The organism is Tomitella biformata AHU 1821, from assembly GCF_000524475.1.
Classification (GTDB): Bacteria; Actinomycetota; Actinomycetes; order Mycobacteriales; family Mycobacteriaceae; genus Tomitella; species Tomitella biformata.
Map to the genome: position 1 here is coordinate 14,359 of NZ_BAVQ01000004.1, position 19,557 is coordinate 33,915.

Annotated in this window: 23 protein-coding genes and 1 pseudogene; 8 read left to right on the top strand and 16 right to left on the bottom strand. The window is 68.6% G+C overall.

Translation table 11 applies throughout. The features are described 5' to 3' along the window. Nucleotides 1-24 precede the first annotated feature (24 nt). Nucleotides 25-409: pseudogene (locus tag TBIF_RS26675) on the top strand (metal ABC transporter solute-binding protein, Zn/Mn family); the annotation flags it as partial. Between the two features lie 43 nt (nt 410-452). Here the strand turns inward: TBIF_RS26675 and TBIF_RS02865 are convergent. From TBIF_RS02865 to TBIF_RS02885, 5 genes are all read right to left on the bottom strand, one after another. Continuing rightward, nucleotides 453-1,706 carry a YibE/F family protein gene (locus tag TBIF_RS02865; protein ID WP_024793362.1) on the bottom strand — a complete coding sequence of 418 codons (1,254 nt, stop codon included), beginning with the start codon at nt 1,704-1,706 and terminating at the stop codon, nt 453-455. 277 nt (nt 1,707-1,983) lie between these two features. Next, a complete protein-coding gene (locus TBIF_RS02870; protein ID WP_084611515.1) occupies nt 1,984-3,012 on the bottom strand; it encodes an NAD(P)-binding domain-containing protein in 1,029 nt (342 codons plus the stop codon). A gap of 22 nt (nt 3,013-3,034) precedes the next feature. Next, entirely contained in the window at nt 3,035-3,619 is a 585-nt protein-coding gene (epsC, locus tag TBIF_RS02875) for a serine O-acetyltransferase EpsC (RefSeq protein WP_024793364.1), read from the bottom strand. A gap of 5 nt (nt 3,620-3,624) precedes the next feature. After that, nucleotides 3,625-4,560, bottom strand: a complete 936-nt coding sequence (gene cysK / locus TBIF_RS02880) for a cysteine synthase A (protein ID WP_024793365.1) — start codon at nt 4,558-4,560, stop codon at nt 3,625-3,627. 128 nt (nt 4,561-4,688) lie between these two features. After that, the gene (locus tag TBIF_RS02885; protein ID WP_024793366.1) at nt 4,689-5,240 is read right to left on the bottom strand and encodes a hypothetical protein; all 552 of its coding nucleotides are present in this window, start codon (nt 5,238-5,240) and stop codon (nt 4,689-4,691) included. A gap of 49 nt (nt 5,241-5,289) precedes the next feature. Here TBIF_RS02885 and TBIF_RS02890 point away from each other — a divergent pair, with 49 nt between their 5' ends. Together TBIF_RS02890 and TBIF_RS02895 are read left to right on the top strand one after the other, a co-directional pair. After that, on the top strand, nt 5,290-5,904 hold the full coding sequence (locus TBIF_RS02890; RefSeq protein ID WP_024793367.1) for a CG0192-related protein: 615 nt from the start codon (nt 5,290-5,292) through the stop codon (nt 5,902-5,904). 304 nt (nt 5,905-6,208) lie between these two features. Next, nucleotides 6,209-6,790 (top strand): HdeD family acid-resistance protein, encoded by a 582-nt coding sequence (locus TBIF_RS02895; RefSeq protein ID WP_024793368.1) that lies wholly within the window; start codon nt 6,209-6,211, stop codon nt 6,788-6,790. A gap of 156 nt (nt 6,791-6,946) precedes the next feature. Here the strand turns inward: TBIF_RS02895 and TBIF_RS02900 are convergent, their stop codons facing one another. The 3 genes from TBIF_RS02900 to TBIF_RS25595 all read right to left on the bottom strand — a co-directional run bounded on the left by TBIF_RS02900 (nt 6,947) and on the right by TBIF_RS25595 (nt 8,547). Continuing rightward, nucleotides 6,947-7,921 carry a mechanosensitive ion channel family protein gene (locus TBIF_RS02900; RefSeq protein ID WP_024793369.1) on the bottom strand — a complete coding sequence of 325 codons (975 nt, stop codon included), beginning with the start codon at nt 7,919-7,921 and terminating at the stop codon, nt 6,947-6,949. Nucleotides 7,922-7,996: 75 nt separating this feature from the next. Further along, nucleotides 7,997-8,407, bottom strand: coding sequence for a hypothetical protein (locus TBIF_RS02905; protein ID WP_148302133.1), 411 nt, complete (start codon nt 8,405-8,407; stop codon nt 7,997-7,999). Next, entirely contained in the window at nt 8,404-8,547 is a 144-nt protein-coding gene (locus TBIF_RS25595) for a hypothetical protein (RefSeq protein ID WP_158506305.1), read from the bottom strand. Before TBIF_RS25595 ends, TBIF_RS02905 begins: the two co-directional genes overlap by 4 nt. Here TBIF_RS25595 and TBIF_RS25235 point away from each other — a divergent pair. After that, nucleotides 8,546-8,776 carry a hypothetical protein gene (locus TBIF_RS25235; RefSeq protein ID WP_148302134.1) on the top strand — a complete coding sequence of 77 codons (231 nt, stop codon included), beginning with the start codon at nt 8,546-8,548 and terminating at the stop codon, nt 8,774-8,776. The two genes, TBIF_RS25595 and TBIF_RS25235, sit on opposite strands and share 2 nt — an antisense overlap. A gap of 59 nt (nt 8,777-8,835) precedes the next feature. Next, nucleotides 8,836-9,498, top strand: a complete 663-nt coding sequence (locus TBIF_RS02915) for a hypothetical protein (RefSeq protein ID WP_084611516.1) — start codon at nt 8,836-8,838, stop codon at nt 9,496-9,498. A gap of 69 nt (nt 9,499-9,567) precedes the next feature. Here the strand turns inward: TBIF_RS02915 and TBIF_RS02920 are convergent, their stop codons facing one another. Next, entirely contained in the window at nt 9,568-11,361 is a 1,794-nt protein-coding gene (locus TBIF_RS02920) for an acyl-CoA dehydrogenase (RefSeq protein ID WP_024793373.1), read from the bottom strand. 109 nt (nt 11,362-11,470) lie between these two features. Between TBIF_RS02920 and TBIF_RS02925 the strand changes: the two genes are divergently transcribed. Together TBIF_RS02925 and TBIF_RS02935 are read left to right on the top strand one after the other, a co-directional pair. Further along, the gene (locus tag TBIF_RS02925) at nt 11,471-11,806 is read left to right on the top strand and encodes a carboxymuconolactone decarboxylase family protein (RefSeq protein WP_024793374.1); all 336 of its coding nucleotides are present in this window, start codon (nt 11,471-11,473) and stop codon (nt 11,804-11,806) included. 285 nt (nt 11,807-12,091) lie between these two features. Beyond that, on the top strand, nt 12,092-12,973 hold the full coding sequence (locus TBIF_RS02935; RefSeq protein WP_024793375.1) for an NADP-dependent oxidoreductase: 882 nt from the start codon (nt 12,092-12,094) through the stop codon (nt 12,971-12,973). A gap of 18 nt (nt 12,974-12,991) precedes the next feature. On the opposite strand, the gene TBIF_RS02940 is transcribed toward TBIF_RS02935, so the two are convergent. Both TBIF_RS02940 and TBIF_RS02945 read right to left on the bottom strand, forming a co-directional pair. Continuing rightward, entirely contained in the window at nt 12,992-13,396 is a 405-nt protein-coding gene (locus TBIF_RS02940; RefSeq protein WP_024793376.1) for a (R)-mandelonitrile lyase, read from the bottom strand. 23 nt (nt 13,397-13,419) lie between these two features. Beyond that, nucleotides 13,420-14,304 (bottom strand): aldo/keto reductase, encoded by an 885-nt coding sequence (locus tag TBIF_RS02945; protein WP_024793377.1) that lies wholly within the window; start codon nt 14,302-14,304, stop codon nt 13,420-13,422. A gap of 127 nt (nt 14,305-14,431) precedes the next feature. Between TBIF_RS02945 and TBIF_RS02950 the strand changes: the two genes are divergently transcribed. Continuing rightward, nucleotides 14,432-16,042 carry an acyl-CoA synthetase gene (locus TBIF_RS02950; RefSeq protein ID WP_024793378.1) on the top strand — a complete coding sequence of 537 codons (1,611 nt, stop codon included), beginning with the start codon at nt 14,432-14,434 and terminating at the stop codon, nt 16,040-16,042. Nucleotides 16,043-16,061: 19 nt separating this feature from the next. Here TBIF_RS02950 and TBIF_RS26680 read toward each other — a convergent pair whose 3' ends face one another. The 5 genes from TBIF_RS26680 to TBIF_RS02975 all read right to left on the bottom strand — a co-directional run bounded on the left by TBIF_RS26680 (nt 16,062) and on the right by TBIF_RS02975 (nt 19,482). Then, a complete protein-coding gene (locus TBIF_RS26680) occupies nt 16,062-16,199 on the bottom strand; it encodes a hypothetical protein (protein WP_158506306.1) in 138 nt (45 codons plus the stop codon). Nucleotides 16,200-16,383: 184 nt separating this feature from the next. After that, a complete protein-coding gene (locus TBIF_RS02960) occupies nt 16,384-16,680 on the bottom strand; it encodes a hypothetical protein (RefSeq protein ID WP_148302135.1) in 297 nt (98 codons plus the stop codon). A 161-nt stretch (nt 16,681-16,841) separates the two neighbouring features. After that, on the bottom strand, nt 16,842-18,038 hold the full coding sequence (locus tag TBIF_RS02965) for a GNAT family N-acetyltransferase (protein WP_038169589.1): 1,197 nt from the start codon (nt 18,036-18,038) through the stop codon (nt 16,842-16,844). Between the two features lie 17 nt (nt 18,039-18,055). Continuing rightward, entirely contained in the window at nt 18,056-18,718 is a 663-nt protein-coding gene (locus tag TBIF_RS02970; RefSeq protein ID WP_024793381.1) for a CoA transferase subunit B, read from the bottom strand. Further along, on the bottom strand, nt 18,715-19,482 hold the full coding sequence (locus tag TBIF_RS02975) for a CoA transferase subunit A (RefSeq protein WP_024793382.1): 768 nt from the start codon (nt 19,480-19,482) through the stop codon (nt 18,715-18,717). Before TBIF_RS02975 ends, TBIF_RS02970 begins: the two co-directional genes overlap by 4 nt. Nucleotides 19,483-19,557: the final 75 nt, after the last annotated feature.

Sequence of the window (19,557 nt, forward strand, 5' to 3'; positions counted from 1 at the left end):
CTTCGGCTGCGCCGCGATCTTGCGGCCCGCTCGCACTCATTCGAGATCTCCGCGCGGGACGCGGCCCGGGTCGAGCGGGCGCAGCTGGTGATCGCGAACGGGCTCGGCCTAGAGGGCGGCATCGCCAACACGGTGGCGGGAGCCCGCGGCGCCGCGGTCCCCGTCCTTGAGATCGCCCCGGCGGTGCGCCCCCTCTAGTACGGCCTCCGCGGATCTCATCCGGGGTGCGGCGCACGAGCAGGCCGCCGGCTATCGCGCCGAGCTCGACGCAATCGCGCCGGACCGGCGCACACTCGTGACCAACCACCACGTCTTCAGATGCCTCGCCGAGAAGTTCGGGTTCCGCGTGCTCGGTGCCGTCGTGCCCAGCGGCACTGTGCTGGCCTCGCCCAGCGCCGCGGACCTGGCCGGTCAGCAACACCGAGTCGATCGCGCGGGGCCTGTCCTGAACCTCAGTGCTGGTGGCTGGGGCCCGCCGCCAGGACCGCGCTGTCCGTGCCCCGCGTGAGCAGCGCCGCGACCAGCGTGGTCAGCGGCACCGCGAGCACCACCGCGATGGCGCCGACGATCGAGCGCACCAGCTCCACCGCCACGACGTCGCTGGTGAGCACCTCCCCCAGCGAGCGCTGGGAGACGGAGAAGATGATCAGCAGCGGCAGGCTCGCGCCGGCGTAGGCCAGCACGAGGGTGTAGACCATGGAGGCGATGTGGTCGCGGCCCACGCGCATCGCCGTCCCGAAGAGCTGGCGCACCGTCAGGTCCTTGTCGACGCCCGCCAGCTCGAACACCGTCGCGGCCTGGCTGATAGTGACGTCGTTGAGCACGCCCAGGGAGCCGATGATGAAGCCCGCCAGCAGCAGCCCTGTTACGGACACCTCGCCCATGAACGCCTGGATGGTGGCGCTGTTGTCCTCGGCGAGCCCGGTGATCATCGTCGTCTCGATCGCCAGCCAGGACAGGACCGCCGCGAGCACCAGTGCCGAGAGAGTGCCGAACAGCGCGGCGCTGGTCCGCAGGCTCACGCCATGCGCCAGATACAGCACCACGAACAAGATCGCCGAACCCGCCACCAGTGCCAACGCCACCGGGGACCGGCCGTCGAGCAGGCTCGGCAGCAGGAACCCGACGATCACGGCCAGCGCGACCCCCACGCCCACCAGCGCCCGGAATCCGCGCCACGCGCCCACCGCGCACACCACTATCCCGGCGGCCAAGGCCCACAGGAGCAGCGGTGCCGAGCGCCGGAAGTCCTCAAAGTTGTAGGCGGTCTCGCCGTCGAATCCGACGGACCGGGACAGCCGAATGTCGTCGCCGACGGCCAGCTCCGGCTGGCCGGGCCCGGGGGTGATCACGAGCAGCGTCCGCTGGCCGGCATCGGGTCCGGAGCTGATGTCGACAATGGTCTGCGGGCATTCGGCGATCTGTTGGGCGGGCAGCGCGGGCTTGTCGGCGAAGACCTTGTTCGCTGATGGACTCCCGCAGGGTCCCGCCGCGACGGATAGGACCGATCCGGCCACCAGCTCCGAGCCCGCGCCCAGGGTGATCTCGAGGTGCGCCGGGATCTGGGGCCGCTCACCGCTCGGCCACAACGCGATGAGGCCGCCGATGGTGACGACCGCCGCCAGGACCAGCAGCGCCACGACGGCCTTGGCGAATCCGGACAGTCGACTGGTCTCGCTCGGCTTATCAAATGGATTCCGGTGCACGTCGACAGATGATAGTGCTTTCGCAGGCGGCCCGGCTATGGACGATCGTCCTCGGAACGGACAACTGGCCGCAGCGAGTCGACAGCTACGGCCAGTGTGATTGCGGTGTGCGGGCGGTGCCCGTGTCCTAATGGCAATCTAGCACCGCGTTTGCTGAACACAAACGCTCGTTCCACTCAGCGATCGACAGGCTTCGCCGCGCCCCTTCTGTTGTGCAGCTGTGCAGGAGATCCAGCGATTTCTCCTGCACAGCTGCACAACAGATCGCCGCGCCCTCTCACAGCGCAGCCAGCAACTCCGCCGCGACCGCGCGGCCTGCCCGATTCGCACCGATGGTGCTGGCCGAGGGGCCATAGCCGATCAGGTGCAGCAGCGGCCGGCCCTCGACCTGAGTCGCGAGCCGGCCCGTCATCGTGATGCCACCGCCGGGCCCGCGCAGGCGCAGCGGGGCGAGGTGGTCGAGGGCGCTGCGGAATCCGGTCGCCCAGAGGATGACGTCGAACGACCGCGTCACCCCGTCCGGCCAACGCGCGCCGGCGGAGGTGAGCTCGGCGAACATCGGCAACCGATCCAATGCGCCGCGTGCCTGGGCCGCCCGGTACCGCGGGTTCCACGGCAGGCCGGTCACGGAGACCACCGAGCCGGGCGGCAGGCCCGCGCGCACGCGCTCCTCGACGCGGGCGACGGCGGCGCGGCCGACCTCGGGCGTGAACGGCTCGTCGGTGAACCGGGGCGGGGTGCGGGTGACCCACGTGGTCGCGGCCACCTGGGAGATCTCATCTAGGTGGCCAACCGCGGAGATGCCGCCGCCGACCACCAGCACCCGCTGGCCTGCGAACTCGTCCGGCCCGCGATAGTCCCTTGTGTGCAGCTGCCGGCCGCCAAATGTGCCCGGATACCAGGGGATGAAGGGCCGCTCCCAGGTGCCGGTGGCGTTGACAATCGCACGGGCGGACAGCGCACCGTCGTCGGTCTCCACGGTGAAGCCCTCCGTCACGCAGCGCACCGTCACAGGGCGCCGCACGGCGAACCCCTCCCGACGCTCGTATTCCGCGAAGTACCGCGGGATCGCCTCCGCGGCGCGGACCGCCGACGGGTCCTCGCCGGGCTCGAGCACGTCTTGGAAGGCCATGCCTGGCAGATCGTGCACCCCATTGACCGTGCTCAAAGTCAGTGTCGGCCAACGGTGTTGCCAGGCGCCGCCGGGACAGTCGGCGCCGTCGAGCACCAGCAGCCGATCCCGATCCAAGCCGCGTTTAAGCAGGTGGTGCGCGGCGGAGAGCCCGGCCTGCCCGGCTCCGATCACCACCACATCAGGCTTCAATGGTCTAGATGTACATCGCCGGGTCGATGTAGCTGGTGGGGTCCACCAGCTCCTCGTGCTGCTTCTTCGTCCGCGGGCGGGCCTGCGCCGGGATGCCGGTGAGGATCGAGTCCTCCGGCGCGTCGCGCGTGACGACGGCGTTGGCGCCGATGGCGCTGTCCGCGCCGATGACGACGGGCCCGAGGACCTTCGCCCCCGCGCCGATCGTGACCCGGTCCCCGATCGTCGGGTGCCGCTTGGTGCGCGCCAGCGAGCGCCCGCCGAGGGTGACGCCGTGGTAGATCATCACGTCGTCGCCAATCTCGGAAGTCTCACCGATCACGACGCCCATGCCGTGGTCGATGAACAGCCGTCGCCCGATTTGCGCGCCGGGATGAATCTCGATGCCGGTCGCGAAGCGGGTCAGCTGCGCGAGGACCCGGGCCGGGCCGCGCAGGCCCGGCCGGCTCCACATCTTGTGCGCCAGCCGGTGCGACCAGATGGCGTGCAGCCCCGAGTAGACAATGGCGTTCTCAAGATCGCCCCGCGAGGCGGGATCGTGGCCACGTGCGGCGGCCAGGTCCTCGCGGATCCTGTAGAGGAAGGACACTTAGGTCAGTCCCGGATGTGGTCGAACAGCGGCGTCGAGAAGTACCGCTCGCCGAAGTCCGGGACGATGACGACGATCAGCTTGCCGGCGTTCTCCGGCCGCTTGGCCAGCTCCAGCGCCGCCCACACATTGGCACCCGCGGAGATGCCGCCGAGGATGCCCTCGTCGGTGCCGAGCGCGCGGGCAACGCGGATGGCGTCGTCGAACTCGACGTCCACGATCTCGTCGTAGATCTCGCGATCGAGGACCTCGGGCACGAAGTTCGCGCCCAAGCCCTGGATCTTGTGCGGGCCGGGCTTGCCGCCGGTCAGGATCGCCGAGTCGGCTGGCTCCACGCCCACGATCTGCACGCCGGGCTTGCGCGCCTTGAGGTTTCGGCCCACACCGGTCAGGGTGCCGCCGGTGCCGATGCCGGCGACGAAGATGTCGACCTCGCCCGCAGTGTCCTCCCAGACCTCTTCACCCGTGGTGGTCTCGTGGATCGCGGGATTGGCGGGGTTGGCGAACTGCTTGGCCAGGACCGCGTTGTCGGACTGCGCCACCAACTCCTCGGCCTTATTGACCGCGCCGGACATGCCCTCCGCCGGGGGCGTAAGCACGATTTCCGCACCGTACGCGCGCAGCATCATGCGGCGCTCGATCGACATGGACTCGGGCATCGTCAGAATCACGCGGTAGCCGCGGGCCGCGCCGACCATCGCGAGCGCGATGCCGGTGTTGCCGCTGGTGCCCTCGACGATGGTGCCGCCGGGCTTGAGCGCGCCGGAGGCCTCCGCCGCGTCGATGATGGCGACGCCGATGCGGTCCTTGACGCTGCTGGCGGGGTTGTAGAACTCGAGCTTCGCGGCAACGGTGGCGCCGAGGCCCTCTGTCAGGCGGTTGAGCCGCACAATCGGGGTGCGCCCCACAAGCTCGCTGACATTGTTATAGATCCTGGCCATGGCCGGTCCTCTCAAAGATCGGTGATCAGTGGTGTGCTCGTAGTTATTGTTCCATCGACGATGTCACCGTTATTCGCGCGGCATGCCTTCGACGGTGTCAACCATCACTGGCCCGATTTCCTTCCCGACTAGAACTGCACCGGCAGCGACCGGCGGTCCCTGCCCAACTCAGGCGCCAGGAATTTGCGCGTCACGCGCTGCGCCTCGACCTTCTCCCACGTCTTCGCCAGGCCCTCGAGCCAGCGCGCCATCCCGAGCGCGACGGCCACCTCAGCACCGTCCGCGACCTCTAGTGCATCGGGCGGCGTAGGCCAACTGGGGTTGACGAGCTTGGTCTTGCGCCCGGCCATCGCCGCCTCGAACTCCTCCTGCAGGCGGTCCGTCTCCTCGCCGATCCCCGCGAGGGTCGTGTCGGGGTCCAGGAAGCCGGCGATCGGCACATCCAGCTCCTCGATGGCCGCGCGCGCCTCCGCGGTGGCGAGGACCCGGCGGCCGCGCAGCAACGTCGCGGCCTGGTCCAGTTCGTCTGACACCACCCATGCCCCAGCCATGCGGGCCAACCCGTTGTCCGGTCCCACATCGACATGCCAGATCGCGAGCCTGCCGTCGCGCGCGTGGGCCACCGCGACGACGTCACTCAGGGCCTTCGCCAGGTGGAGGTCAGGAGTCGATGCAGTCATGCCGCCATATTAGTGCGGCATTCGCATACCTTTCTCGTACCCTGGATCCGTGGCCCTCATCTATGACGCGACCCTGAGCCTCTCCAAGCTGGAGATCCTCCAGGCCTGGGTGCCGACGCAACCCTGGTTCAACGGTGCCGAGCTCACCATCGTGGGCGCATACCGATTCGACGACCCGCAGGACGAGGTGGGCATGGAGTCCCACCTCGTGCAGTCCGAGAATCGGATCTACCACGTCCCCCTGACCTACCGCGGGGCTCCGCTCGAGGGCGCGGAGGCGTCGCTCATCACCACGATGGAGCACTCCGTGTTGGGCCGGCGCTGGGTGTACGACGCCGTCGCCGACCCCGTCTACGCTCGCGCCTTGGCCACCTCGATCCGGACCGGTGGGCGGCAGGCGGACCTGGAGTTCGCCACTCCCGTCCCGGACTCCGCCCGCGTGGTCACCACCCGCGTGCGGGGCAGCGGAGAGCCGGGCACGACGGTCCCACGGGTCGATACCGTCACCTGCGCCGACGATGGCCCCGTCACCGTGATCACCGCCGGGGACCAGGTTCTCGAGCTGATCCGCGCGATCGACCCCGCGCGCCCGGCCGTCGGTGTGCACCTCGCCGGCACCTGGCCCGGCCAGGACCAGCCGGCGGTGCTCGCCGCCCTGCGCTGACGAACCCGCGAAAGTTACGCGCATCCACGCAGATATCGGGTCGGCAGATTCTGCGTGGATGCGCCTCACTTCTCTGGACACGCGTGTCGAACCGCAGCCGTACCTGCCCCGCCAGCGACGCGGAGCCGACGAACGTCAGATCCGTGCCCAGGATGGTGCGGCGGTAGATCGGCTGCAGCCCCTCTCGGCCATCACCACCCCGGCGAATGCCACCACACTAATGGCCGCGATGCCGAGGCCAGACCACGTCCGCCCCGTTGGACTGGCAAGATGACGGCAACGCCAATCCGATTAGGGAGAGAACATGACAACAGTCGACGGCGACGTGAACCTGAGCCACCTGCTCAAGCAGGTCTGGTCGGTGGTTTTGGTCCGCGGCATCCTCGCGATCCTGTTCGGCGTGGTGGCCGTCATCTGGCCGGGCATCACGGTGTGGGCTCTCGTCATCGTGTTCGGCGTCTACACGCTGGTCGACGGCATCATGCTGGCCACCCACGCCATTCGCGACCGCGCGGACCTCAAATCCTGGGGCGTGCTGCTGGCTGCCGGCGCCGTGTCCATCGCAGTGGGCCTGATCGCCATGTTCTGGCCGTCCATCACGACCGTCGCGCTGCTCTACGTCATCGCCTTCTATGCCATCGTGTTTGGCGTCCTCGGCATGATGTCCGCTGCTGCCCACCGCAATTCGGCGAACTCCGGCTGGGGCTGGCCCCTCGCCGCGGCCGCCATCTCCGTCATCTTCGGTCTAATCCTCGTGATCTTCCCCAACACCTCGATCATCAGCCTCGCCGTGCTCGCCGGCGTCTGGGCGATCATCTTTGGAATCCTGATGCTGTTCATCGCCTTCCGCGCCCGCGCGCTCGGTCGACAGATCCAAACCCTCTAGGCAGTCGCGCCCTTCGCGCCGACCAGCTCGAACGAGGCGAAGTTGACGTGGTTTCGTCGGAAACCCGTCAACTTCGCCGTTCTCGGTGCAGGGCAGTGGGCAGGTTGAAGGGGGCAGGGCAGCGGGCAGGGCAGCGGGCAGGTTGAAGGGGTCTGGTCACCCGTTCTCTTCGAGCGCCACCCCATAGGGCCGCGGCGCCTTGATGCCGTTCTCCTCGAAGGCGTTGAGGATTCGTCGGCGCAACTCCCGCTGCACGCTCCACTGCGTGTTGGGACGCACCGTCACCGTCAGCCGCACGTTCACCGCATTGACGTTGACGGAGTTGACGCCGAGCATCTGGGGAGACCCCATCACCTTGCCGATCAGGGGTTCCTCCGCAGCGGCGGCCACCGCGGCCTCGAGCGCCACTCGGCAGGCCAGGTCCACGTCCGCGCCGTGGGCGATCGGCAGCTCCAACAGCGCGATCGCGTAGTCCTGGCTGTAGTTGCCGACGCGCAACACCTCCCCGTTGCGGCAGTACCAGAGGGTGCCGAACTCGTCGCGGACCGTCGTCACCCGCAGCCCGACTGCCTCCACCGTCCCCACCGCGTCGCCGAGGTCCACGACGTCCCCCACCCCGTACTGATCCTCGAAGAGCATGAACAGGCCCGAGAGGAAATCGCGCACCAGGTTCTGCGCGCCGAAGCCAATCGCCACGCCCACAATGCCCGCGGACGCGATGAACGGGGCCACGTTGACGCCCAGGATGAACAGGGTCTGGAAGAGCACCCACATCAGCACCACGAACGACACCGTGGACTTGAGCACCGAGCCGATAGTGTGCGCCCGCTGGCTCCGGCGCTCCCGCAACGCCTCCTCGCGGGGCGTATCGGGACTCTTTTGGCGCATCGCCTCCGCGGCCCGCAACCGCAAATTCTCCGGCGCCCGCTGACGTAGCGAGCTCATCATCGACGGAATCCGTGAGGCCTCCCGCTTACGCCGCCGGGTCTCCGGGTTCGTTGTCCGGTCGATCGCCTTATGCAAGACGAGGCGCACGACCAACGCCAGCACGATGTAGATGGCGATCTCCACCGGTCGGTGAATCAGCCAGTCTCGGGAGGTTTCCGTGAGTTCAAACGCAAGTACAGACACTGCAAGAGTCTACGGATCGCGTCTGTGCGAACGAGTTGGCCGAGGCTGTTTGCTCGTCACTCCCGCGATGCGGCCTCAGACATTTGCGGCGCGAGCTGGTTCGCGGCCCACACCAGGCTCAGCGGAGACGAAAAAGCCAGCGCAAAGGGGACGCCCTCGGTCTTCGGCACGACTACCGCGCTGCACGGCCGCAAGGCCATTCCAGAGGCCATTCCCCGTGAACTCGCTCATCTGGTCCGCTGTGTCTGGGATCGCCCACAGCACGTCCGCGTCCAGCTCCGGCACGCTCCCCCAGCTCAGTTCGGCCTCAGTCGCGGCAATGGCCTCGAGGGTCAGCTCGGTGGCGGACGCCTCCACTTTCGGTGTGCCGGGCGGATACAAGTCCACCTGCCACGGGTACATGCCCGTGCCGTTCGTCGCGGAATCCGTCTGCGGCATCGACGGCACCGCGATCACCGTGTCCCCGAAGCCCCCGGTGGTAGTCACACCGCCGACCACCCGTCGTTGGGGGCCACCGGGTCATCGGGTGCCGAGTCCGAGCAGGCGGAGAGCACGATCGACGACGCGAGAATCACGGCGGCGATGCCAATTGACCGGTTATGGGCTTGCGAATTGATAAGGCGCATGGCACGGGGTTCACTTTCCTTCGACGGCAGTGCGGCACCACTCGGCATGATATCCGCCGCGGCGCACCCGAAGTCCGCGAATTCTGGCTGGGGCTGGCCCCTCACCGCGTCCGCCATCTCGGTCATCTTCGGCCTGATCCTCGTGATCTTCTCCAACACCTCGATCATCGGCCTCGCCGAGCAGCCTCGCCTGAGCAAGTTTCAGGAAAGGCCATGCTCGACGCCCTAGTAGGCGCTAGTCTTCGAGACTATGAGGGCCATTTTGGGTTTCTCAATATGGGGGTCGAGATGCGCAGTTCCACACCCGCCACCGGCCTTGTCAAGCGCGCGCTGGTGGGCGGCACAGCGGCCGTCGCGCTCGCCGGCGTCTCCGTGCTGGGTCTGCCGGGGACCGCCTCCGCGGCGTCCGCCAACGCCCCCGAGCAGCCGATCATCACCACGACGGTCGACGGCAACACCGTGGACTTCGACATGGCTGACCCGAACGGCGGTTGGCGCCATACCACCACGACCTGCTCGCCCGCCCTGATCGACGTCGCCAAGGCCATCCCGCTGCTGCCGGACCTCGCCGCAGGCACCATCCCGCCGCTCGGCGAGATCGACCCCGCCATGTTCGCGTGGGGCCCCAGGATCGGGGCCACCCACGCGCTCGACCGGAACTTCAGCACAGAGATCACCAACGTCCCGAACGGCATCTACCTGGCCATCGGGGCCTGCATCAACCCCCTTGCCGTCTCCGAGCCCGCTCTCGCGTTCACGCCCGTCCTCGTGGGCTCGCCGATCAACGTCGGCTCCGCCGCGCTCGGTCTCGGCAGCGGCGTGCTGACAACCCCCGGCGGGCTGGGCGCGATCCTCGGCCTGCTCGGCATCGACACCGGAAGCCTTGGCAGCAGTGACAGCAGCGGCAGCAGCGGCAGCGCGGGCAGTTCCGGCAGCGCGACCCGGTTCTGACCCGTTTGAACTGGATACGGCCCGAAACCAACAGGTTTCGGGCCGTATCCATGTCCGGGGCGGACCGGCTCAGAACCAGGCCGGGTCCGCGTCCAGGGTGGTGCGGTCCAGGCTGCCCAGCAGGTCTAGCTGCGGCCCGACGCGCGGCAGCTCATAACGGTAGAAGTACTGCGCCGCAACGCGTTTGCCGTCGTAGAAGTCGCCAGACTTGGGTGTCCCGTCGGGGTCGGCGCACGCCAGCGCCTGCTCCAGCCACATCCACGCGATGACGATGTGCCCCATCGCCTCGAGGTAGATCGACGAGTTCGCCAGCGCCACAGCCGGATCCCCGTCCGCCCACAGCGTCATCGTGGTCTCCACGATCCGCCCCAGTGCCGCGGCCAGCTGCTCGGCGTAGGCAGCCTCGAGCCCGCCCGCGGCCCGGCCGCGCTCGATCGTCGCGGTGATCGTCTCCGCCAGCAGCGCCAGCCCGGCACCGCCCTGCATGATCACCTTGCGCCCCAACAGGTCCAGGCCCTGAATGCCGTGCGTGCCCTCGTGGATGGGGTTGAGGCGGTTGTCGCGGTAGAACTGCTCCACGTCGAACTCGCGGGTGTATCCGTAGCCGCCGTGCACCTGGATGGCCAGGCTGTTCGCCTCCAGGCACCATTGCGAGGGCCAGCTCTTCGCGATGGGGGTGAGCACGTCCAGCAGCAGCGTCGCGCGCGTGGGGTCCTCGCCCGTGTCCTGCTCGTCCACCAGCTTCGAGCAGTACAGGCCCAGCGCCAGCGCACCTTCCACATAGGCCTTCTGCGCCAACAGCATTCGACGGATGTCGGCATGCTCGATCAGCGCCACCGGCAGGGATGACGGATCCTTGTTGTCGAGCGCACGCCCCTGGGTGCGGGTCTTCGCGTACTCGAGGGACTGCAGATACCCCGCGTAGCCGAGGGAGATGGCGAGGAAGCCGACGCCGATGCGGGCCTCGTTCATCATGGTGAACATGTAGCTGAGCCCCTTGTTGGGCTCGCCCACCAGCTCGCCGACGGCCCCCGCGCGCCCGCCCGGAGAGTACGTGCCGTCACCGAAGCTCAGCAGCGTGTTGGTGGTGCCGCGGTTGCCCATCTTGTGGTTGAGCCCCACCAGCACAACGTCATTGCGCTCACCCGTCACCGGCAGCACCTTCGGCACGATGAACAGCGAGATGCCCTTCACCCCCGCCGGGCCACCGGGGATCTTCGCGAGGACCAGGTGCACGATGTTCTCGCCCAGCTCATGCTCGCCGCCGGAGATCCACATCTTGGTGCCGGTCAGCCGATAGGAGCCGTCGGGCTGCGGCTCGGCCCGGGTGCTCACGTCGGCCAGGGAGGAGCCGGCGTCGGGCTCGGACAGGCACATGGTCCCGTAGTAGCGGCCCTCGAGCATGGGTCGCACGTAGGTGTCGACCTGCTCGGGGGTGCCGTGCGCGACGATGAGGTTCGCGTTGCCCATGCTCAGGAATGGATACGACGAGGTGGAGGCGTTCGCGGCCTGGAACCACGCCATCGCGGCGCGGGCGATCACCGTCGGCAGCTGCATCCCGCCCAGGGACTCGTCGAACTGCCCGGCGGTGAGCCCGGCCCGGCTGAACACGTCGAGCGCGTGCTTGATCTCGGGGATCAGCCGCACGGTGCCGTCGGGCAGCATCTCCGGCTCGTTCGCGTCGGAGAGCTTGTTGTGCGGCGCAAACTCCTTCATGGCGATGTCCGCGCTCAGGTCCAGCACCGCGTCGAACGTCTCGCGGGAGTGCTCGGCGAAGCGGTCCCGGGCGGTGAGTGACTCGGCGTCGAGCCACTCATAGAGCAGGAAGTCAAGGTCGCGGCGCGAGAGCGGGGGGATGGCCATGGATGTCCTTTCGCAGGCTCGCCGAGCTGCACGATCGGGCAGTGCCGCGGCGGTACGGATCAGCGTAGCGTCCGAGGTGTCCGCGTCACATCGAGCATCGAGGAGCCCCATGACCCACATCCATGACACCGAGGACATGAAGTACCTCTCCGAACTGCGCGGTGCCGCGCCCAAGGAGTTCAAGGCCTGGGTCGGCTTCGACGCCATCGTCGGCCGCGAGGACGGCGCGATCCCCCACAAGCAGCGTGAGCTCATCGCGATCGCCTGCGCCACCGTCACGCAGTGCGTCTATTGCCTGACCGCCCATACCGCCGCCGCGAAGAAGGCCGGGGCCACCCGCGAGGAGGTCGCCGAGGCCGGGCTGATCGCCGCCGCGCTGCGGGCCGGGGCCGGCGGCACCCACGCGGCGCTGGCGCTGAAGATGTTCGACAACGCGCCGGAGTAGACCTCACAAGACGCCTTGACCTGCGCGGATCCAGCGGCCCCTCGAACCGGCCTAGCCTGGAGCTGCACATGGTGAACCGCAGAGGAAGGCGAGTCACGATGAGGTACGGACACATGGGCTACGGCGATGGCTGGGGCATGAGCCCCGGCGGCTGGGTCCTGATGATCTAGGTCTGGATCGCGCTGATTACGGTGATCGCCGTCGGCATGGTCGTGCTGTTCAAAGTGTTGATCCGGCCCGCGCACGCCCACGGCGCGCCTCCGCCCCCACCTGTCTAGGAGACTCATGCGTGCCGTCCAGTACTCCCGCTTCGGCGACCCGGAGGTCCTCGGGGTCGCCGAAGCCAATCAACCCCACGCCGGTGTCGGCCAAGTCCGTATCCTCGTGCGGGCCGCCGGGGTCAACCTGTTCGACTGCAAGGAGCGCTCCGGCATGTTCGGCGGCGAGGACTTCCCGCGGACACCGGGTTTGGAGGCGTCCGGCATCGTCGACGAGGTGGGCGACGGGGTGACCGAGTTCGCGATCGGCGACGCCGTTTTCGGCCTGGGCTCTGCCACCAATGCCGAGTTCGCGGTGCTGGACCACTATGCCCACAAGCCCGACGCCCTGAGCTGGCCCGCTGCCGCCGGCGTCGCCACCACGGCCGAGGCGGCGCTGCGCTCGCTGGAGCTGCTGGGACTCGCTGCCGGGCAGACCCTGCTGATCGACGGCGCCGCGGGCGGAGTCGGCCACGCCGCCGCGCAGTTCGCCATCGCCGACGGGCTCACGGTGATCGGGACCGCCCGCGAGTCCAAGCACGACGCGCTCCGAGCCCTGGGCGCACATCCGACCACCTACGGCCCCGGCCTGGCCGGCCGCGTCGACCGGCCCGTTGACGGGGCCCTCGACACCGCGGGCCACGGTTCTATCCGCGAGCTCGCCGAGCTGACGGGGGACCCGGGCCGGGTGGTCACCATCGCGGACTTCTCCGGGGCGGTGCCCGGCGTCCAGCTCACCACCACACCGAGCGCGTTCCACGCGCTCGACCAAGCGTCGCGGCTGGCCGAGGCCGGGCGCTACTCGGTGGACGTCGACAGCGCCTATCCCCTGGAGTCCGCCGCCGCGGCCCATGCCCGATGCGAGGCTGGCAGACTGTCCGGCAAGGTGGTGTTCGTCGTCTCGGCGTAGCGATGGTCCGGGGAAAGTTCAGTGGCCGCCCTGATACTCGGCGTCCGTGACGTGCTCGAACCACGTGGTCGTCATCGCCGGATCATCGGCGTTGTCCAGCATCGCCAGGTGCTCCATGAAGGCGTCGGGCGCAGCCCCGTGCCAATGGTCCTCGCCCGGCGGGCAGTAGATGGTCTGCCCTGGATGCGCCTCGATTTTGCTCCCGTCGCGAGTGCCCATCCAGGCGATGCCCTGGGTGATATGCAAGGTCTGACCCCGTGCATGTGAGTGCCAGGCGGTGCGGGCCCCCGGCGCGAATCGCACCTTGGCCACAAACATTCGCTGGCCATCCTCGCGAGGAGCGGCGATGGCGTCGAGCCAGACGTCCCCGGTGAACTGCTCGGCCGAGGTTTTCGTGGTGGGCACTGGCGAGTCGAGCTGCATGGCAGAGTCCTTTCGTGATCTTTTCAGGCTTCAGGGATCTCGATCCCGTGTTTGTCGAGAGTGATGTATTCGGGCTCGGGCCCGCCGCGGACGCCGGTGTCGAGTCCGTCGATCGCGGTGAGCTCGGCGGCGGTCAGCTCAAACCCGAAGACATCGAAGTTCTCCGCGATGCGCGACGGCGTCACCGACTTTGGGATCACCTGGCGTCCTTGCTGGAGGTGCCAGCGCAACATGACCTGAGCCGCGGACTTATTGTGCACCTTCGCAACACCGTTGATAACAGGGTCTTGAAGGGTCGATCCGTGGGCGCCTTCGCGGTAGAACGTGATGCCGCCAATCGGCGACCAGGCCTGCGAGACGATGCCGCGAGCGGCGTCGTCGGCGAGCAACTCAGACTGCCGGAAGTAGGGGTGCACCTCGATCTGGTTGACCGCCGGTACCACCGACGTCGACTCGGCCAATCGCGCGAGATGATCAGGCATGAAGTTGCTGACCCCGATCGCGCGAACCTTGCCGTTCGCGAGCAGCGTCTCCAGCGCCCGGTACGCATCCAGGGTGCGCGCAAAATCGCCCGGCAGAGCCTGGTGCAGGATCAGCAAATCGATCCGCTCGAGGCCAAGCTTTCCCGCGCTCTTGTCGAAAGCGTGCAGAGTGGAGTCGTAGCCGAAGTCGGTGATCCACACCTTCGTCTCGACAAAGATCTCGGAGCGGTCGATGCCGGAACGCCCGATCGCTTCGCCGACACCCCGCTCGTTGCCATAGACCGCGGCGGTGTCGATATGCCGGTATCCGGTCCGCAACGCGGTCTCGACAACGGCGACCGTCTCCTCCGGTGGCGTCTGGTAGACGCCGAACCCGAGAGCCGGCATCTCGACGCCGTTGTTCAAAGTCAGGCTCGGAACGTTCATGCTCTCCACCGTAGGCGCTGTGCGATCGCCCTCGGGAGCATCTGGCCAACCCGGGACCACGATATGCCCTGCCCGCCGATGGGAAACGATGTGCGCGCCCACCCCTCGTTGCCTAGGTTCAGTACCTATGGCCCTGAACCTCGCAGACCTCATCGAGCACACCATCGACGCCGTGCCGCAGCGCATCGCGCTCGAGTCCGGCGACCGCGTCGTCACCTATGCCGAGTTGGAGGAGCGGGCCAATAGGCTCGCGCACCATCTGCAGTCCGGCGGGGTGGGGCCCGGGGACAAGGTCGGCCTGTACAGCCGAAACTCCATCGAGTGCGTCGTGTCGATGCTCGCCATCCTCAAGGCCCGCGCCGTGATGGTGAACGTCAACTTCCGGTACGTCGAGAAGGAGCTGCACTACCTGTTCGACAACTCCGACATGGTGGCGCTGATCCACGAGCGCCAGTACGCGGACAAGATCGCGGCCGTCGCGCCGCTGTGCCCAAAGCTCAAGGCGTTCATCGTGATTGACGATGACAGTGGCGCCAGCCTCGACTCCTTCGGCGGCGTCGAGTACGAGAAGGCCCTCGCCGCCGCAGACCCGGCCCGGGACTTCGGGGAGCGCTCCCCCGACGACATCTTCATGATCTACACCGGCGGCACCACCGGCATGCCCAAGGGCGTGATGTGGCGGCAGCAGGACGTGTGGCGCGTGCTCGGCGGCGGGATCTCCATCACCACCGGGGAGGAGATCACCGACGAGTTCCAGCAGTCCCGTGAGGGTGCGGCGGCCCCCCAGGTGACCCGGTTCCCCGTGCCGCCGTTCATCCACGGCGGCTCGCAGTGGGCGGTGCTCACGGGAATGCTCACCGGCGGCAAGGCCGTGGTCTACCCGGACTTCGGCGGTGCGTTCACCTGGGAGATGGTCCAAAGGCACCGCGTCACAGTCCTTTTCATCGTGGGTGACGCAATGGCCCGGCCCATGATGGATGCCCTGCTCGCGGGGGATTACGACACGTCCTCGCTCAAGTCACTCACCAGCAGCGCAGTGCAGTTCTCCCCCAGCCTCAAGGAGCAGTTCGTCGCGGCGCTGCCCGGGGTGGTCATCATCGACTCCATCGGATCCTCCGAGACCGGGTTCAGCGGCCTGTCCGTGGTGCGCGCCGGCGAGCAGTCCTCCGCGGGCCCGCGCGTGCGCATCGACGCCTCCACCCTGGTGCTCAACGAGGCCGGCCAGCCCGTCGCGCCCGGCTCCGGGGAGGTCGGCGTGCTCGCGCGCAGCGGCTACCTGCCGGTCGGCTACTACAACGACCCCGCCAAGACCGCCGAGACCTTCCGCACCATCGGCGGCGTCCGGTACTCGATCCCCGGCGACTTCGCCCGCGTGGAGGTCGACGGCACCGTGACCATGCTCGGCCGCGGCTCGGTGTCCATCAACACCGGCGGCGAGAAGGTCTTCCCCGAGGAGGTGGAGGGCGCGCTGAAGTCCCACCCCGCCGTGCTCGACGCCCTGGTGGTGGGCGTGCCCGACGCGCGCATGGGCCATGCCGTCGCTGCCGTTATCGCCCTACGTCCGGGCGTTGAGGTCACCTTCGAGGATCTTGACACCCATGTGCGCCAGCACATCTCTGGCTATAAGGTGCCGCGATCCGTCTGGCTGGCGGAGGCCATCGAGCGGTCGCCGGCGGGCAAGCCGAACTATAAGTGGGCGCTCGCCCAGACGCAGGTGCGGCCGGCGGATCTCCCCTGACCTGCCGGCCCGCACGAGGTCAGTAGCTGTAGGTCGTCGTCGTGGACACCACCGCGGCGATGATCACCACATAGAGGATGAACACAAGGACCATCATCCCCACGCCGATCCCCAGGGCGATCTTGCCCAGCTTCTTCGCCTGCGCGGAGGAGTTCACGGCGCCGGCCACATCCCCCGAGGACCACTTCGGGTGCAGGGCCGCGACCGCCCAGCCGACGTTGGAGGCCGGGGCGATTGACCGCCCGCGGGGTAGGCCGGTGCGGCGGGGGTCGATCCGTAGGCGGAAGAGTCATAGCAGAAAGTCAGATGCGGGATCCTGCCAGAATGTTCCCCGGGCCGCGCTATAAGCCTGCGGCGCCCTCCATGACCTGCACGGCAATCAAGGTGACCGCGCCAATCACCACGCAGCCAAGCAGGGGCCAGATGAACATGAACCAACGCTTGATGGCGGCCCAGATGATGCCGGCGATCACGACGAGGAATGTCACCGGCACCGACAGGATCATCGTGGTCCAGGCGATGCCGATGGTGTCCATATCGCAGCTGTCGCCAGAGCAGCTGTCGGTCACCATCGGGCTGATCAAGACCATGATGAAGGTGGAAAAGCTGACGACGATCATGCCGAGAACCAGCATCACGGTCAGCACAATGTCGGCGACCCGGTAGCGCTCGGCCGGCTTGAGTGGTCAACTCAGATGTGTGGCGGACACGCCAGGTTCCCCCCGTCACCGCATTGATTACAGCACCATCACCGCCAACGCGCGCCGAATGTTCCCCGCACCCGGCTTGACCAGGCCCTCTAGAACATCACCCCGGCGAAAGGCTCCTCGTCGACGGCGAACAGCATGTCTGCCCGGGAAAGCGCCGCGCCGTCGCGGACCTCGACCAGGCCGGCCGCCGCGAGCTGCCGCCAGCGGGCGCCGCCCAGGAACGCCGCGGCCAGCGTCGCCACGTCCACGGCCAGCTCGCCGGGCCCGTCGACGCGGGCAGTCCCGTCGGCGCTGATCGCATAGGCGCCGGCGTTCTCCGGCAGTAGCGCGTCGCGCACTTCGATGGTCACAGTGCCGGGTCCGGCGAGGGCCCGCGCGGCAATGGCGGCGGGCACGTCGAGCAGCCGCAGCCAGGTCTCGTCGGAGACGCTGCGCACCCGGGCCGCGCGGTAGTCGGTGAGCAACCACGGCAGCGGGTCGTCAAGCGGCAGCGCATTGAACACGACGGTGTCCACCAGGTCCAGGGACATCAGAAAGCGCACGAGCGCGAGGTGGGCGTCGGGGGTCGGCGCGTAGAGGTCGCCCACCACGACGGTGCGGTCGCGGCTGCCGAACCACGCCACGGTGTCGATCGGCTGGTACCGCGCGAAGCCCGTCTCCGCGCCGGGCTCCCCGCACACCGCGACGTAGCGGGGACCCGGGCCGGGCCCCCAGGATTGCTGGTTGGCCCACCACAGCGCGCTCCGGTCGATGGTGCCGGCCCGCGTGCTCGGATTGCGGGAGGCGATGTCCGCCAACGTCTCCCACGCGGTGGCCGCGTCGAGCAGCCGCACCGGGGCGCTTTCCGCGGCCCCGGCCAGCCGGGCGCGACGCAGGTCCAGCTCGACGCTCTGCATCGAGCTCGCCATCCCGTAGCCGAAGCGCCCATAGATCCCCGCCTCGGACGCACGCAGCGTGGCAACGACCTCCCCGCGCTCGCGGGCGTCGCGCAGCTGCGTCGTCATCAGCGCGGTGAGCACGCCCCGCCGGGTGTAGGTGGGCAGGACGCCGACATGCGTGACGGCGGCGTGCGCCACGCGGGCCCCGCCCGGCAGGACGAGGCCGCTGCTGGTCGCGTCGGCGGTGCCCACCAGCTCGTCGCCGAGGAACGCACCGAGGGTGCGGCCCGGCTCGAGGAGGAGCTCCCCATCGGCGCGCGGCGCGGGCAGCCCCACCATCGCGGTGCGGAACAGTGCCGATGACTGGCGCAGCTCGGCCTCGGACTCCAGGACTCGAATGTCATGCATCACCGCAGAATACGCGGTTAGGACAGGTCGACCGTCAGATCCGCGCCGGTGGCCGCGAGGACGTCGGCCACCGTGACGCCGGGGCCGAGCTCGCGCAGCACCAGCGTGCCGTCGCCGGCGACATCGATGACGGCGAGGTCGGTGATGATCCTGTCGACCACGCCCTGGCCGGTCAGCGGCAGGGTGCAGGCCGGCAGGATCTTGGGCGCGCCGGACTTCTCGCAATGCTCCATCAGCACGATGACCCGCCGGGCGCCGTGGACCAGGTCCATCGCCCCGCCCATGCCCTTGACCATCTTGCCGGGGACCATCCAGTTGGCGAGGTCGCCGGTGGCGGAGACCTGCATGCCGCCGAGGACCGCCGTGTCGATGTGGCCGCCGCGGATCATGCCGAACGAGAGCGCCGAGTCGAAGTAGGCAGCGCCGGGGTTGACCGTCACCGTCTCTTTGCCGGCGTTGATGAGGTCCGCGTCGACCGCGTCCTCAGTGGGGTACGGGCCCGTGCCGAGGATGCCGTTCTCCGAGTGCAGCACCACGCTCACGTCGGCGCCGAGGTAGCCGGGGATCAGCGTGGGCAGGCCGATGCCGAGGTTGACGTACTCGCCGTCGACCATCTCGCGGGCGGCGCGGGCGGCCATCTCCTGGCGGGTCCAACCCTTGGCTTTCACAGATGCGGTCATGATGCGGCTCCTGCCGAGGCGGTGACGGTCAATTTCTCGATGCGCTTGCTCTGGGGTCCGGTGTGCACCACGCGCTTCACAAAGACGCCGGGCAGGTGCACGTCGGCGGGGTCGATCTCGCCGGGCTCGACGAGGCGCTCGACCTGGGCGATGCACACCCGGCCCGCCATCGCGGCGAGCGGGTTGAAGTTCATCGCGGTCTTGTCGAACACGAGGTTGCCGTCGGTGTCGCCGATGAGGGCGTGGACCAGCGCGTAGTCGGCGTTGATCGCCTCCTCCAAGACGTACCGCTTCTCCCCGAAGGCCCGGGTCTCCTTGGGCGGGGAGGCGACGGCGATGGAGCCGTCGGCGCTGTACCGCCAGGGCATGCCGCCCTCGGAGACCGGAGTGCCGACCCCGGCGGGGGTGAAGAACGCGGGGATTCCAGCCCCGCCGGCGCGCAGGCGCTCGGCGAGCGTGCCCTGCGGCGTCAGCTCTACCTCGAGCTCGCCGGCCAGGTACTGGCGCGCGAACTCCTTGTTCTCCCCCACGTACGACGCGGTGACCCGGCTGATCCGCCGGGCGGACAAGAGGATGCCCAAGCCGTGGTCGTCTACGCCGCAGTTATTGGAGAACACCTCGAGGTCCTGCACGGACGTCGCCGCGAGCGCCTCGATCAGCGCGTCCGGGATGCCGCACAGGCCGAAGCCGCCGACCGCCAGGCTCGCGCCGTCCCCGATATCCGCGACCGCCTCGGCGGCGGAGCTGTACACCTTCGATTTCATCATGCTATTCCTGACCTACGTTCGCTGGGCAGACACATTGCTTCCGTGCACGCCATTGAACTGCATGCCTCTGAC

Coding starts and splice junctions, on each gene's coding strand:
- cysK (WP_024793365.1), bottom strand. CDS start 4,560: ATGGCCAGGATCTATAACAATGTCAGCGAGCTTGTGGGGCGCACCCCG.
- TBIF_RS02885 (WP_024793366.1), bottom strand. CDS start 5,240: ATGACTGCATCGACTCCTGACCTCCACCTGGCGAAGGCCCTGAGTGAC.
- TBIF_RS02895 (WP_024793368.1), top strand. CDS start 6,209: ATGACAACAGTCGACGGCGACGTGAACCTGAGCCACCTGCTCAAGCAG.
- TBIF_RS25235 (WP_148302134.1), top strand. CDS start 8,546: ATGGCACGGGGTTCACTTTCCTTCGACGGCAGTGCGGCACCACTCGGC.
- TBIF_RS25595 (WP_158506305.1), bottom strand. CDS start 8,547: ATGCGCCTTATCAATTCGCAAGCCCATAACCGGTCAATTGGCATCGCC.
- TBIF_RS02915 (WP_084611516.1), top strand. CDS start 8,836: ATGCGCAGTTCCACACCCGCCACCGGCCTTGTCAAGCGCGCGCTGGTG.
- TBIF_RS02920 (WP_024793373.1), bottom strand. CDS start 11,361: ATGGCCATCCCCCCGCTCTCGCGCCGCGACCTTGACTTCCTGCTCTAT.
- TBIF_RS02925 (WP_024793374.1), top strand. CDS start 11,471: ATGACCCACATCCATGACACCGAGGACATGAAGTACCTCTCCGAACTG.
- TBIF_RS02935 (WP_024793375.1), top strand. CDS start 12,092: ATGCGTGCCGTCCAGTACTCCCGCTTCGGCGACCCGGAGGTCCTCGGG.
- TBIF_RS02940 (WP_024793376.1), bottom strand. CDS start 13,396: ATGCAGCTCGACTCGCCAGTGCCCACCACGAAAACCTCGGCCGAGCAG.
- TBIF_RS02945 (WP_024793377.1), bottom strand. CDS start 14,304: ATGAACGTTCCGAGCCTGACTTTGAACAACGGCGTCGAGATGCCGGCT.
- TBIF_RS02950 (WP_024793378.1), top strand. CDS start 14,432: ATGGCCCTGAACCTCGCAGACCTCATCGAGCACACCATCGACGCCGTG.
- TBIF_RS02965 (WP_038169589.1), bottom strand. CDS start 18,038: ATGCATGACATTCGAGTCCTGGAGTCCGAGGCCGAGCTGCGCCAGTCA.
- TBIF_RS02970 (WP_024793381.1), bottom strand. CDS start 18,718: ATGACCGCATCTGTGAAAGCCAAGGGTTGGACCCGCCAGGAGATGGCC.
- TBIF_RS02975 (WP_024793382.1), bottom strand. CDS start 19,482: ATGAAATCGAAGGTGTACAGCTCCGCCGCCGAGGCGGTCGCGGATATC.